Source organism: Microcoleus sp. AT9b-C3 (genome assembly GCF_036705485.1).
GTDB lineage: Bacteria > Cyanobacteriota > Cyanobacteriia > Cyanobacteriales > Microcoleaceae > Microcoleus.
Map to the genome: position 1 here is coordinate 26328 of NZ_JAUBUR010000006.1, position 14147 is coordinate 40474.

General features: G+C 45.6%; 13 protein-coding genes. 8 read left to right on the top strand and 5 right to left on the bottom strand.

Features of this window, described 5'->3' with window-relative positions; genetic code table 11:
* Positions 1-118: 118 nt before the first annotated feature.
* From QUB77_RS07545 to QUB77_RS07555, 3 genes are all read right to left on the bottom strand, one after another.
* Positions 119-250: a hypothetical protein gene (locus tag QUB77_RS07545; RefSeq protein WP_333170898.1), complete on the bottom strand. Its 132-nt coding sequence runs from the start codon at positions 248-250 to the stop codon at positions 119-121.
* A 131-nt stretch (positions 251-381) separates the two neighbouring features.
* On the bottom strand, positions 382-1791 hold the full coding sequence (locus tag QUB77_RS07550) for a heterodisulfide reductase-related iron-sulfur binding cluster (protein ID WP_333170901.1): 1410 nt from the start codon (positions 1789-1791) through the stop codon (positions 382-384).
* 278 nt (positions 1792-2069) lie between these two features.
* Entirely contained in the window at positions 2070-3449 is a 1380-nt protein-coding gene (locus tag QUB77_RS07555; protein WP_333170904.1) for an FAD-binding oxidoreductase, read from the bottom strand.
* Between the two features lie 97 nt (positions 3450-3546).
* On the opposite strand from QUB77_RS07555, the gene QUB77_RS07560 reads away from it, so the two are divergent.
* The 3 genes from QUB77_RS07560 (at position 3547) to QUB77_RS07570 (ending at position 7103) form a co-directional block, all read left to right on the top strand.
* Positions 3547-5010, top strand: a complete 1464-nt coding sequence (locus tag QUB77_RS07560) for an ATPase domain-containing protein (protein ID WP_333170907.1) — start codon at positions 3547-3549, stop codon at positions 5008-5010.
* 567 nt (positions 5011-5577) lie between these two features.
* Positions 5578-5949, top strand: coding sequence for a response regulator (locus QUB77_RS07565; protein ID WP_333041151.1), 372 nt, complete (start codon positions 5578-5580; stop codon positions 5947-5949).
* Positions 5946-7103 (top strand): HAMP domain-containing sensor histidine kinase, encoded by a 1158-nt coding sequence (locus tag QUB77_RS07570; protein ID WP_333170911.1) that lies wholly within the window; start codon positions 5946-5948, stop codon positions 7101-7103. The genes QUB77_RS07565 and QUB77_RS07570 overlap by 4 nt, the downstream gene beginning before the upstream one ends.
* A gap of 119 nt (positions 7104-7222) precedes the next feature.
* On the opposite strand, the gene QUB77_RS07575 is transcribed toward QUB77_RS07570, so the two are convergent.
* Positions 7223-7657: a hypothetical protein gene (locus QUB77_RS07575; protein ID WP_333295785.1), complete on the bottom strand. Its 435-nt coding sequence runs from the start codon at positions 7655-7657 to the stop codon at positions 7223-7225.
* A gap of 101 nt (positions 7658-7758) precedes the next feature.
* Positions 7759-8739, bottom strand: a complete 981-nt coding sequence (locus QUB77_RS07580; protein WP_333170913.1) for a DALR anticodon-binding domain-containing protein — start codon at positions 8737-8739, stop codon at positions 7759-7761.
* A gap of 355 nt (positions 8740-9094) precedes the next feature.
* On the opposite strand from QUB77_RS07580, the gene QUB77_RS07585 reads away from it, so the two are divergent.
* From QUB77_RS07585 to QUB77_RS07605, 5 genes are all read left to right on the top strand, one after another.
* Positions 9095-9916 carry a Crp/Fnr family transcriptional regulator gene (locus QUB77_RS07585; RefSeq protein ID WP_333170916.1) on the top strand — a complete coding sequence of 274 codons (822 nt, stop codon included), beginning with the start codon at positions 9095-9097 and terminating at the stop codon, positions 9914-9916.
* Positions 9870-10709, top strand: a complete 840-nt coding sequence (locus QUB77_RS07590) for an HAD-IB family phosphatase (protein ID WP_333322895.1) — start codon at positions 9870-9872, stop codon at positions 10707-10709. Before QUB77_RS07585 ends, QUB77_RS07590 begins: the two co-directional genes overlap by 47 nt.
* 449 nt (positions 10710-11158) lie before the next feature.
* Positions 11159-11779, top strand: a complete 621-nt coding sequence (gene mtnB / locus QUB77_RS07595; RefSeq protein WP_333170920.1) for a methylthioribulose 1-phosphate dehydratase — start codon at positions 11159-11161, stop codon at positions 11777-11779.
* A gap of 93 nt (positions 11780-11872) precedes the next feature.
* Positions 11873-12907, top strand: a complete 1035-nt coding sequence (locus QUB77_RS07600; protein ID WP_333170922.1) for a patatin-like phospholipase family protein — start codon at positions 11873-11875, stop codon at positions 12905-12907.
* Between the two features lie 225 nt (positions 12908-13132).
* Complete coding sequence (locus QUB77_RS07605) at positions 13133-13945, top strand: MlaE family lipid ABC transporter permease subunit (RefSeq protein ID WP_333170924.1); 813 nt, start codon at positions 13133-13135, stop codon at positions 13943-13945.
* The last annotated feature ends 202 nt before the right edge of the window (positions 13946-14147 follow it).

The window sequence follows — 14147 nt, forward strand, 5'->3', positions numbered from 1 at the left end:
TCAGTCGATTTTAGATTTTAGATTTTAGATTTTAGATTGACTCCACAGTTATTAGTAGGGTGCGCACTGCGCACCTTACGGCTTAATGTACCCCGATCGGTCTTTATCCCCGTCTAGTTTACAATTGTTCCGGGTCAATTCCCATCCATCGCAGTCTTTCTGCCAGTAAAGCAGCCCGCTGTTCGGCTTGTTCCAAGCTGCCAAAAACCTCCTCATAACTTGCAAACGGTTCGCCATCAGGGCGATACATTTGGAACCCTTCACCCCAGACTCCTCTGTGGAACAGGCGGGACGCCTGTGAATTCCTGCAGTTCGTTAAAAAAAATCTCATTCACAAAAGAGCGCGTCAACAGCAGGGCGGACACCGCCCGCCCTACAAAACTACTTCTTCAGCAACTTCACCCCGCGAATCGAATAATCCAAAAGCTCAATTGGGTGCATCAAAGTAACTTCCTTTCCCTGCAAATCCAAATGCTTCTTAATTTGCAAAGAACAACCCGGATTAGAAGAAGCAATCAACTCTGCCCCAGTATTCAGCAAATTCTCCACCTTTTGCACTCCTAATTCATCAGCAACCTCCGGCTGAAGCATATTGTAAACCCCCGCACTCCCGCAGCACAAAGCTGCATCCACAGGCTCTTTTAACTTCACCCCCGGAATTTGTTGCAGCAACTGACGCGGCTGCAAACTAATCTTTTGCCCGTGCAACAAATGACAAGCATCCTGATACACAATTGTCAAATCTCCCTCAATCAAAGGATTGAGTTTCGCCGTAATTCCCGCACTTGCCAAAAACTCTTGCACGTCCTTAACATTAGCAGCAAATTTCTCAGCTTTCTCGCGATATTGCGGGTCATCTGCTAAAATGTGACCGTATTCTTTCAAAGTATGGCCGCACCCAGCAGCGTTGATAATCACAAAATCAACGCCAGTATTTTCAAAGCTATCAATCATTTGCCTCGCCAAAGCTTTCGCCTGTTCCGCTTGGCCTTGGTGTTCCGGCAAAGCAGCACAGCATCCCTGACTTTTAGGAACCACAACCTCGCAACCGTTAGCCGTCAAAACTCGCACAGTAGCCTCATTAACTGGCGAAAATAACAGCCGCTGCACGCAGCCTAAAATCACGCCGACTCGATAGCGTTTTTCGCCTTGTGCCGGAATTACCTCTGGTAAATGATCCCGGAAAGAATCGACAGTAACTTTGGGCAAAATTGATTCCATCGCGGCCAAGCGGGGAAAGACTTTTTTCAGCAAACCTGTTTTGCGAATTAGTTTTGGCAGTCCTAATTTTTGATAGATAAACAGGGGTACAAGCAAAGGCCGCAATCTGTGAGGATAAGGGAAGAGATTAAAAATCAGAGTGCGAATTACATTGTCGGAAAAAGTGCGTTCCTGATTTCTGGTAACTTGGTGGCGAGTTGCGGAAATTAATTTGTCGTATTGTACTCCAGAAGGGCAAGTTGTAACGCAGGCCAAACAGCCCAAACAAGTATCGAAATGCTGTGAGGTTGCTTCGTTTAAAGGTGCGTCACCTTCGTTAATTGCATCCATTAAATAAATGCGGCCTCTGGGCGAATCCATTTCTTTGCCAAGTACGCGATAACTCGGACAAGTTGACAAACAAAAGCCGCAGTGTACGCAAGTATCGATTAATTTCGGGTCTGGCGGGTTCTTGGCATCGAAACCGGGGATTTCCAGGGTTTCTAAGTGGGGATTTTGTGCTAGGAAATTGCTTTCTTTGGCAGGTCTTAAATCGTCGCTGGGAACTTGAGATTTTTCTGAAGTTTGCATAATAATATATTACCTAATTGTTTTGGTTCGTAGTAAGGACTTTAGTTTTTTCAAATTGCCAGCCTAAATCCATCAAGCAAACAAAAACTTCTCTTCTCTTCCTTCGCGCTCTTCGCGCCTTCGCGGTTCGTTAAAAACAAATCTAATTCACAAATAGACATCTCCCTAAAAGCCAGTATTGAACAGGCAGGATGCCTGTTCCACAAGAATTATTCCAGAGGTCTAATGATTTAGGCCGGGATTCAATAAAAACTGAACTCCTTACTATAAACTTTAAACTAAATACCGCTTATAAAACGATGGGGGTTCAAAATATTTTCCGGGTCAAACTGCTGTTTAATCCGGCGCATTAAATCGATCGCACTTCCAGTATAGCCCCAAACATCTAACTGTTGCTTGATCTCGGTCGGCGCCGCTAAAACAGTCAGAAAACCGCCTTTCGCTTCGCACCCCCTGCGTATCTGCAAAAGCGTTGCCGCAGTCGCAGTCTCAAACCGCAAAACCCCCAAACCGCTGCCTGCATGAATCAAAGCGTCCTGTACTGGCAATGTGTTAATGGCCGTTACAGCTTCCGACGGTCTGATTCCTATTTTGCAAATAATTGCCGACTTTGTGCTAGAATCCCACATTGTTTCTGGCAATCTTTGCCATAACTGATGCTCATCATTCTCGCAGCAGCTAGTGCCTTGCAAACCCAACTTTTCGCCAACTTCCAGCAAGCGGGCTGATTGTTGTTTAACGCTCTCTGCGATACTTTGAAATCTTACGATTAATCCCGTCCCCTTTCCTAAACCTAATTGTGCTACTAATTTAGGTGACACCAAATCAACGGCTGTCGGAGTCAAAGCAGAAGACAATAAGATTTGAGTTGCTTGAGCTAAAGCATTAATTTCCCCTGTCAGCACTACGGTTCCCGATGATTCAGGTAGCGGATAAACTCGGAAAGTTACTTGAGAAATGACCCCCAATGTGCCGTAAGCACCAGTAAACAGTTTCATCAAGTCGTAACCGGCGACATTTTTAACAACTCGACCTCCGGCTACCGCAATTTTACCGTCCGATCGCACAAAGGTAATTCCCAATAGCAAATCTCTCACCCCCCGATAGCGATGCCGCCAGGAACCGGCATCAGCAGTAGCGACAATGCCGCCCAAAGTTGCCTGTTGTGGATATGCTGGATCGATCGGCAAAAATTGACCTGCTGCAGCTAAAATTTGCTGCAAATCCGCAAACTTTATTCCCGCTTCCGCAGTCACGGTTAAATCGCCCACAGCGTGTTCTACAAGCCGATTGAAGCGCGAAGTGCTGACGGCCACGATCCCCCCTGCCCCCCTTAAAAACGGGGGTTCTGAAAGCCCCCCTTGGTAAGGGGGGTTGGGGGGGTCTAATTTTACCAAACCGCCCCAATCAAGTTTGCTGCCGCTACCACAAGGCAAGAGTGCACAGCGATTTTGCCCGGCCCAAGCAATGACAGCCGCCAGTTCTTCCTGAGTATTCGGGTAAACGATACAATCTATTTTCGTCTCTGGGGCAACTGCTTTTTCTACCCGTTTTTGCCAAAATAGCTCTGTATCTTGCCAGCGACAGATGCCAGCAGCCCCGACAATACTTTCTAATTCTTGTATGCTTACGTAATTTTCGGTAGAAAAAGATTTCATGAAGGTTATCAGACGCCCGGTAAAAAAAATTCTCAAAACACTGCCTAAAACCATTAAATATTAATACGGGCCCGATATTCAAAACATGAAGAAACAAATGTCTCAAAACCGAATTTCTCTGGGAATTACCGGTCTCAACGAAGTGATTGGCGGCGGCCTGATTCCTCAACGCTCTTATCTCGTGCGCGGCGGCCCGGGTACTGGCAAGACTACACTGGGCTTTCACTTTTTGACAGCAGGTGTGGCTCTGGGAGAAACACCCCTGTTTATTACTTTAGGAGAACCGGAAGCGCAATTACGCGCCAATGCCCAATGGCTTGGTTTTGATATTGAAGCGATGGCGTTCCTCGATTTGAGCCCCTCCTCAGAATTCTTTACCGAAGTTCAGACTTATGATATTTTCTCCCCCTCCGAGGTTGAGCGAGAACCGACTACACAAAAGATTATCGAGCGAGTGCAAGCTGTCAAGCCACAACGGGTGTTTTTGGACGCAATCACTCAATTTCGCTACTTAGCTGCGGATGAGTTTCAGTTTCGCAAGCAAGTTTTGTCTTTTCTGCGGTTTTTGGTGGAAGGGGGGGCGACGGTGGTGTTCACCTCAGAAGGCACTTCAAGTGCTCCCGACGATGATTTGCAGTTCATCAGCGACGGAGTAATTTACTTAGAACTGCGCCCTGAAGGACGCGCCCTGTCTGTCACCAAGCTGCGAGGCTCCAATTTCCGCAACGGCCGCCATTCGCTGCGCCTGACTCAGGCTGGTATGGAGGTATTTCCGCGACTGCTTCCGGACAACTTTCAACAGGATTTTGTTGCTGAAACGATTTCTGCTGGGGTTCCTGAAATTGACGAACTACTGCACGGGGGACTGGAACGGGGGACTGTGACGGTGATTAGCGGGCCTAGCGGCGTGGGTAAAACGACGGTGGGGATTCAGTTTATGAAGGAAGCCGCAGGAAGGGGGGAGCGATCGGTAGTTTACATTTTTGAGGAGGCAAGTTCTACTCTGCAGCAGCGCTGCCAATCAGTTAACATCCCGGTTGACGCGATGATTGCTAAAGGAAGTCTTTCGGTGATACCGGTGGAACCTTTGCTGTACTCGCCGGATCAGTTTGCCTGTATGGTACGTCAGGAGGTGGAACAGGAAAAGACGCGGATTGTGATGATTGACAGTATTTCTGGCTATCAGCTTTCGATGCAGGGGCAAGATTTGGTGAACAATTTGCACGCTTTGTGTAAGTATCTGAAGAATATGGGAGTCACCGTTATCTTGATTAATGAGGTAGAAGCCATTAGCGGAGATTTTCGGTTGACCGAGATCGGAATTAGCTATTTGGCGGATAATCTTCTGTTTATACGCTATCTGGAACGCCAACTGCATAATAGGACAGAAATCCGCAAGGCGATCGGAGTAATTAAAAAGCGAGTCAGCAATTTCGAGAGAACTCTGCGAGAACTCGAGATTACTCGCTACGGTATCAAAGTCAGCAAACCGATACGGGGGCTGCGTGGCATTTTGAGTTCGGCGCCGGTGTGGATTGAGGAGGAAGCCGATGAAGATTGAATCGGGATTTGTCCTGCTGTTTTGGGGCAATTGCAGTTAATTTTGCAGTCGTGAATCTACTAATCAGTAGGGGCGCACCGCGCACCTCACAACTAGCTGTAGTGCGCGCAGCGCGCACCTCACCACTAGCCTAAGTCCTGGAAAACTTAAATATATTGGTAAATTTGTGTATTTTTCGACTTTTATAGCCGTTTTCACTTCTATGAAATACACTAGGTGCACAGGGCACGAGGCCGTGTCCTGTGTCAGATCATCTGTACTTCACTCAACTGAAAACCAATGTAATCCCTCGCCGAAAAGTAAGCTAACACCCGATAAAAAAAGAATCCAACTTTAGACAACCTCCCAACCCATATATAATCAGTCGGGAGCATCTCAATGAAAGCAACCAATCTAGAAATTGGAGTCAGGAGTCAGGAGGAAAGAGTCAGAAGGAAGCAGGAAGAAGTGTTTTTACAAATATGAGATGCTCCCTTTATCATAATCAGTCACTCCCCCTTCTAAAATCTAAAATCTAAAATCTAAAATCTAAAATGGTGATAACCCGTATTCACAGGAAGCTGATAAATGACTGGCACTTCAATAATTTTAGCCGTAGACCGCAATCAGCGCAACTTAGAACTATTAGCACAATTTCTCAATAAAGAAGGATACCAGATGATCGCGGCTTATAACTTTGAAGATGTTGCACAAGCTATCAGTCAGCCTGCTAGGATCGGGATGGCTTTAGTAGATATTTCTGGTTTCGATCGCCGGATTTGGGAGTGCTGCGAACAACTGCGAAATCACCAAATCCCTTTTCTGATACTCTCGCCCAAACAAAGCGCTGCGATTCAGCACGAAAGTCTGTGCCACGGTGCTCGGAATATGTTAGTAAAACCTTTGATTGTTAGAGATTTGCTGGGCATTGTGCACAGCTTGCTAGGAGAACCTGCGTGAGTCAAATTTTATTGCTTGTCGAACAGAAAGAAAATCGCCGCCTATTATTAGAATGGCTAGCAGTTTACTATGAGGTATTGCTGCCAAACTCAACAGATAGTGAGGATTTTTTACCATTTAATCAATCTTTTGACCTGGGGATAATAGACGGTCTTGCCCTGAAACGCCATTGGCAATGGGTGGCCGCCCAAAAACAGGCAGAACACCCGGTATGCTTGCCTTTTCTTTTGATTACATCCCGCTCGGATGTAGGGATGGCAACGCAATTTATTTGGCAAAGTATTGATGATTTGATTATCGCTCCGATCGAGAAGATAGAATTGCAAGCGCGGGTGGAGATTTTGCTGCGATCGCGCCAGTTGTCTTTAACTCTCAAATTGTCTCACGACCAACTCGATCGCACTCTGCAAACAGCCCAAGAACTCAACGAGATGAAAACATCTTTGCTGTACATGATTGCCCATGACGTTCGCAATCCTTTGAATTTCATCATCGGCACTACACAACTTCTTAAAAAGTACAAGTTGACATTAACAGAGGAGAAAACAGAAGAACTTCTAGACAAAACTCAAGCGGCCGCAAAAGGCATCGATCTGTTATTAGACGATGTTCTGTTGCTGGGGCGTGTTGAGTCAGGAAAAAGCGGGTTTTCGTTGCTACCGATAGACTTAGCAAAGTTTTGTAATGAGTTGGTAGGGGAATTTCAGAGCAGCCTGAAGTTGAAACCTCCAACTGATCGGGTGACGCTGAGTTTTGTGAATCACAGTCAATCGACGATGGCGTGTTTGGAGGTAAGCTTGCTGCGGCGCATTCTCGGAAATTTGCTGTCAAATGCTATTAAGTATTCTCCCCCAAATACCGAAGTAATCTTTGAATTAAAACTGACTGAAACCGAGGCGATTTTTTCGGTACAGGATGCAGGAATTGGCATACCTGTCGCCGACAAAGAACGGTTGTTTAATTCATTTTACCGGGCTAAAAATGTCGGTCGAATTCCCGGTACTGGACTGGGGCTGAGCATTGTTAAAAAATGCGTGGACTTGCACGGTGGCGAAATTACTTTGATCAGTGAAGAAGGCGTTGGCAGTACATTTACAGTAACGCTGCCGATCGCACAATCTAGAAAAACGCAAATCTCGCCTGCAACGCCTTAAACTAGATGCAGGCATTATATTGGGATTTAAAGACGGGATTTTTGGCAGGGATGATAAAGGGAGCATCTCAATGAAAGCAGGTAAGGCCAAAATAGGAGTTAGGAGTCAGGAGTCAGGAGTCAGGAGGAAAGAGGAAGAAGGAAGAAAGAAAGAGCCAGAAGAAGTGTTTTTACAAATATGAGATGCTCCCGATGGTAAATAGCTGGTTTTTCATTTTTATTACGGCATTGATGGGAGGCTTTTGATGGTTTTTTCGTGGCCAATTGCAGGGTAAAATTATCATGCTCGATCGCACCGCTGGCGGAAAATTCACACTGTTTTAAACTGCATCGCGCTGATGGTATCTCTCTGCTAAAGAGTAATATCATGTCGGATCGATTGACCATAATATCCCGGCAGGGGCGGGTTTTTGAGATTGGAGATTGTTGGCAGATATTGGCAGGTTTACCCGCCCCTACCTGATTTTGGGCGAAGCGGAGGGAATCGACCGGACATAATATAACGGGTTTTCGCAATTTGTGGGAAATTCCTTTAAGCTGGCAAATATAACTCATTTCTCACTGCGATTTCAAAACCTAAACTTGTCCGAAACTAGGGCTAAAATACAGTAAAATAAAGAGTTTTATGTTGGTTATTACTTTTTACACATACTAATTCAAAGTTCTAAAGGAGCAAGAGCGTTAAACAAATTTTCTAGGATAAATCGCAACAAAGATTGAGTTGCTAATATTAAACCTAATCGAGCTTGGGCGAGTTTTGGGTGGTCTATTTTAACTTCTCCCCAAATTCGGCACTGGCTGTAAAAAGTCTGAAAGGCTTCGCTCAAACTATTGGCTAATTTGAAATAATTGATAGGTTTTTCGCCGTTTTTTACCTCAAAAATAGGATATAAATTGTCTAGCACTGTTAACAGTTGCGATATTAAATTGCGTTCTGCTGGATGCACTAACCGCAGTCGATCGCCCTCGTCAATCCAAGGGATAGGATTTGGACTCGCCAGCGACCAAATTTCCGGCGCTGTAGTGACATCGGGCTGGGCGATCGCAATTATCCGATCGCGGTGGGCCATTCGCAGCAGGGAACAGCAGCGCGCGTGGCTGTACTGAATGGGAAACAGTCGATCGACACACACAACAGGAGATAATATTCGAGATTCTGGAAGTGGCAGGTTCGTTTGAGCTAAACGCTGCAACCAGACGGCTAAACCTGCATCAGTCAACTCCAACTCAATAATTCCCGCCGGCGCTACTTTAACGGCGAAATCTGGGTAGCACAGCGGTTCGAGTGTTTCGGCCAACTCGGCCGCGATTGTCTGCGGTGTCTGCTGCCAAGTTTTCGCCAATTTCAGGGCGATCGCAGACACGTACAGCACCCGCGCGGAATCTTTACTTCGATTTAACGGAATTATTGCACCATTCTCAATAAGCTTGTTATGGGCGGGCAGGATGCCCACCCCACAATCAAATTCACTTTTTGTGGAACAGGCATCTTGCCTGTTCTTGAGAATGGTGCCACCTATGAGATTTAACGAAATTTGGGCCTGTGTTCCCTGCTGGGCGATCGCGCTTTGGAACCTTGAAAGCAAGAAACACTTCACTGTAACTTCCGGGCACTGCTCCATATTTCTTGTATCCATATCGGCTGATCCTACCGTAACAGCGACGCTCCAGTGTTACCGCTTGCATTGTTGTTGTACGTTAAACTGCTGATGTCAGAGATGCTCGATCGGCTCCCCCGGACGGGGCTACATCGAATTAATAGGCTTTCTAGCGATTTTGGGGCTAACTATACAATAATTTACGACAAATTTTTTGCTGAACTATACCATTTTGATGTATTTTTTGCTACATTAAATCTTTCGGTAAAACACAGAAAAGTCAGCATAGTTAAGAAGCGTGCAAGCTCGATCGGGGGTTGGTTGTCTCACTTTGTATCGCACTGCTGGCAGAAGCTGTTTTTCTCACTATTAAATATATCCCAGAGCCTCACTTATGCAATCAACTTCCACACCTCTAGATACTATCGATCGACCTTTTATCACTTGGCAGCGAATTATCGACTGGGCCCAGGAACACTACCGCTGCCGGACTTTTAGCAAAGATGAGCGGATTCCCGCAAGGCCCGGACTGCTGTATTTAGTCCAGAAAGGTTCCGTGCGGCTCGTAGGTAGTGCTCAAGTTAGCGCTGCGGGGGCGAAGTCAAAATCCGTTGACAAAACTACAGAAGAAGCTTTTTTGGGCTTCGTCGGCGCAGGTCAGCCCTTTGAACTGGTTGCTCAGTCTCCGTTTACTCTCCAAGCTTACGCCCACGCCGATCAAACTCACGTAGTGTGGATGTACTGGCACGACTTGGATAATTGGCCTCACTTTCGCAGGGAAATTTTGGATGCGTTTCGCTACCAGCACCAGCGGAAACTTCTCTGGCTGAGCACTTTGGGACAGCGCCGGACTATCGACAGACTGTTAGGATTTCTCACTTTGTTGATCGAGGAGTTCGGCGAACCTTACGTAGGTGACGGCGAACCGGATGTAGTTCGGGGCTACCGGCTGCCTTGGGCCTTGACTCACGCTCAAATTGGCAGCGCGATAGGGTCAACACGGGTGACTGTGACGCGCCTGATGGGTAAGTTGCGATCGAAAGGTTTGATTAATACTGAGGATGATAATTTAATCTGTTTGCCGGCTAAGTCTAACCCCCAAAAGACAAAAAACCAACAGCAGGACTTAGAAGATTCCCTGGAAGATTCTCTGGAAGATTCCCTGGAAGATGAAGATTCCCTGGAAGATGAAGATTCTCTCGAAGAATCTGCATAAAATCCTGCGGGAAATTGCCAACAAACAGCGCGTCACTATTAGTTTCGGGGCGTCGCGCTCGATCGCTCGACAGTGTACGATGAATTGTGTAAACTTTTCCCGTTCTCCAAAGGTGCGACTGACAATGACCGATGACAAGCAAAAATCTTCAATCCCGAACAATCAGCAACGGGTGGTATTCTGCGACTTTGACGGCACGATAACTGTTGAAGAAACTTTTGTGGCAATGCTCAAGCATTTCGCACCGGAATTGTCGTCTCAACTAATGCCTGAAATATACGCTAGAAGGCTGAGTTTGCGATCGGGAGTGCGGCAGTTACTAGAGTCTATTCCCTCTGAATGTTACGGGGAAATTGTGGAATTTTCTAGGGGAAGGCTGATGCGGCCGGGATTGTTGGAATTGCTGGATTTTTTGGACGAGAAAAAGGTAGATTTTGCGATCGTGTCCGGCGGTCTTCGGGTCATGGTAGAGACGGTAATGGGCGATTTGGTACACCGGGCGAGCGTTATTTACGCTGTGGATGTGGACGCTAGCGGCCCTCGGTTGCAAGTCAATTCTGAGTTGGAAGGAGATGAGGAATTGGTGTCTAAGGTGCGGGTGATGGCGCAGCACCCGGCCGAAGAACAGGTGGCTATCGGAGATTCGCTGACGGATTTTAATATGGCTTTGCAGGCTTCGTCGGTGTTTGCGCGCGATCGGCTTGCCGAGTATCTAGACGAACAGCAAAAGCCTTATACTAAATGGGATAATTTTTTTGATGTGTTGGAAAGTTTGTCCCAGAAATGGAATTGAAACTATAGCCTTTCTCAGGTAATATAAATTCCGTTTCCATCGGTATTGTATGATGTTAAATTTTGTAGGGGCGGGTTCACCAACAATAATTGCCTATAAGAGACAATATAATAAACCCGCCCTCGTGCATATAAGTCCGATGCTACCGGATGGGATAATTTTTTTGATGTGTTGGAAAGTTTGTCCCAGAAATGGAATTGAAACTATAGCCTTTCTCAGGTAATATAAATTCCGTTTCCATCGGTATTGTATGATGTTAAATTTTGTAGGGGCGGGTTCACCAACAATAATTGCCTATAAGAGACAATATAATAAACCCGCCCTCGTGCATATAAGTCCGATGCTACCGGATTTGATATAAGGTGCGCAGTGCGCACCCTACGTTTAGATAGGCCAGCGCAATTTCTATTAACGTAAAAAGTAGATCAAAAACTGAGGATTTATAAAAAATGAGTGGCGATTTGAGATCGGATTTAATTGCAGCAGCCAAACATTTTTACGATCGCGGTTGGATGGTTGGGACTGCTGGCAATCTTTCAGCCCGCTTGCCAGATGGCAGTTTTTGGATTACTGCTAGCGGCCGCGCGAAAGGGCAATTAACCGAACAAGATTTTATCAGAATAAACTCAGACGGCGCAATTGTCGAGCAACCTGTTCCCGACAGCCGCCCTTCGGCCGAAACCAGCATTCATTTAGCCGTTTACAATTGTTTTCCAAACGCCAAAGCTTGCTATCACGTCCACTCCATCGAGGCAAATTTAGTTTCTCGGCTAACAGCAGGAGATGCAGTGCCTTTACCCGCGATCGAAATTCTGAAAGGTTTGGGGGTGTGGGAGGAAAACCCGCAAGTGTCGATACCCCTCTTTACAAATTATTTAGAAGTCCCTAAGATAGCCAAGGAAATTGGCGAATTCTTTGCCACTTGTACGCCCTCTGTACCCGCTTTGTTAATTCGCGATCACGGCATCACAGTCTGGGCAGACTCGCCAGCCGCCGCCTACAATTACGTAGAAATTGTAGAATACATTTTTCGCTATACGATCGCAGCCCGCCAATTAAATTTAGATTGAAGATTTGGGATTTGAGATTGGGCGGTGCATGAATTCCGAGGCTTAAGGATTTGAAATTAGGAAACGAGCAAACGTCGGGAATAGACAACAGTTATGGCTAAATATACCAGGGTTTTATCCATAGATGGAGGCGGAATTAGAGGAATTATTCCCGCGCAAATTTTAGTTAGCGTTGAGTCAAAGCTGCAACAAAAAAGTGGCAACCCAGATGCGAGAATAGCTGACTATTTTGATTTAATCGCTGGCACGAGTGCGGGAGGAATTTTAACTTGCATCTATTTGTGTCCCGATGCCGAAAATCCCAGCAGGCCTCGGTGGGCAGCCCAAGACGCTGTTAATTTTTCCATTAAGAGTGGCCGCGACGTTTTTCAGACTTCATTTTGGCAAAAAGTCAGATCTCTAGATGGTTTGAGAGATGAGAAATATCCCAGCGATCCCTTAGAAAAATTATTTTGGGAACATTTTAGAGATTGCAAACTCAGCGAACTGCTAAAACCTTGTTTAATTTCTAGTTACGACATTGAAAGGAGAAAAGCTCACTTCTTCGATCAAATAGATGCTCAAAAATGTGCAGCAGAAGACTATTTTATTAGAGATATCGCCAGAGCAACATCGGCAGCTCCCTCTTATTTTGAGGTTTCTAAACTCTACTCTTTTAGCAATGAATGCTATGCTTTAATTGACGGGGGAGTATTCGCAAACAATCCCGCACTTTGTGCCTATGCTGAAGTTAGAAATAAATTAAGAATTCCTGACAATAGCCAAGAAAAAAGCCCTACAGCCAAAGATATGGTAATTTTATCCTTGGGAACTGGAGAAGCTCAGAAAAAATTTCCCTACGAAAATGTAAAAAATTGGGGTCAAATTGAGTGGGTTGAGCCTTTAATTAATATCATGATGACGGGAGTTGCGGAAACTGTAAATTATCAACTCATCCAAATTTATGATGCGGTTGAAAGACCGAATCAATATTTAAGAATTACTCCCGATTTGAGCCACGAACAACCGCTGCCCATTGATGATGCCTCGGAAGAGAAAATATCAGACCTGCTGAGAATTGGCAAGGATCAAGCCGACAAGAATAATGAAGAGTTGGATAAGTTTATCGACTTATTACTTGCTGAGTAGTCCTAGGGTTTTAGATTTTAGATTTTAGATTGGGAAATGAGTGATGATTACCACAGAATCAATCACTGCCAATCTAAAATCTAAAAAGGTAGAGCACACCAACCGGAGGGGAGGCAGACTGAAAATATAGGTTGACAAATCGTGCAATAATTGCTGTAGGATTGCCGAAAATCAGTAGGTGGCAGTGCTTAGCCCTGTTTGCAATTAATCGCGAGCCCTCAATCATTGGCTAAAAAATACCAAGAAAAGTACGATCGACATTTAGATGAAACCTTCAATAACAGGTGGTTTCAGCGGTTTCTAGTGACACTGTTCTTAGGAGGCCAAGTGCTGCTACGCATACTCCAAGGCAAAATTGACCACCGCAAAATCATGGAACATTTAGTAACAGTAGGCCTGGATTCTTTCCGATCCGTGCTGCTAATAGCCTTGTTTGGGGGCATGATTTTTACCTTTCAATCCGCCCGAGAATTAGTTCGCTTTGGGGCGGTTGAGGCGGTGGGAGGTCCTTTTGCTGTGGCATTTTGTGGGGAATTAGCACCGCTTTTAACGGGGGGCGTGGTGGCGGGACAAGTAGGTTCGGCCTTTGCGGCGGAGATAGGAGAAATGCAGGTGACGGAACAAATAGACGCCCTGTATATGTTAAGAACAAATCCGGTTGATTATTTAGTAGTGCCGAGGGTGATAGCTTGCTGCATCATGCTGCCGATTTTAACAATTTTTGCGGTAGCGGTGGGGATTTTGGGCGGGCTATTGGTAGCGGTTAATTTTTATAATTTGGAACCGTCGGTATTTTTGGAATCAGTGCGGACTTTTTTGGCGCCTTGGGATTTAGTAACTGTGGCGATTAAAAGTTTTATTTTTGGGTTGATAATTGCCCTTGTCGGTTGCGGTTGGGGATTGACGACGGTGGGCGGAGGGAAAGGAGTAGGCCAAGCTGCCACGGCGGCGGTGGTAACTTCTTGGGTGTTGATTTTTATGGCGGATTTATGTTTATCGCTGTTGATGTCTCAGGAGTTGGGGATTCCTAGAACTTGATAATCTTGGCGATTATAGCAGGAGTCAGGAGTCATTCGATTTTAGATTTTAGATTTTAGATTTTAGATTTTGGAGGCGACCCCACGGATAAATGCGGGGACTTGAGTATTTTAGATTTGAGATTTTGGATTGATTCCACGGATAAATCACGTGGCGGGTACCACCTTTGAAATTCTTGGTCAAGATGGTTAAATATTAAGGG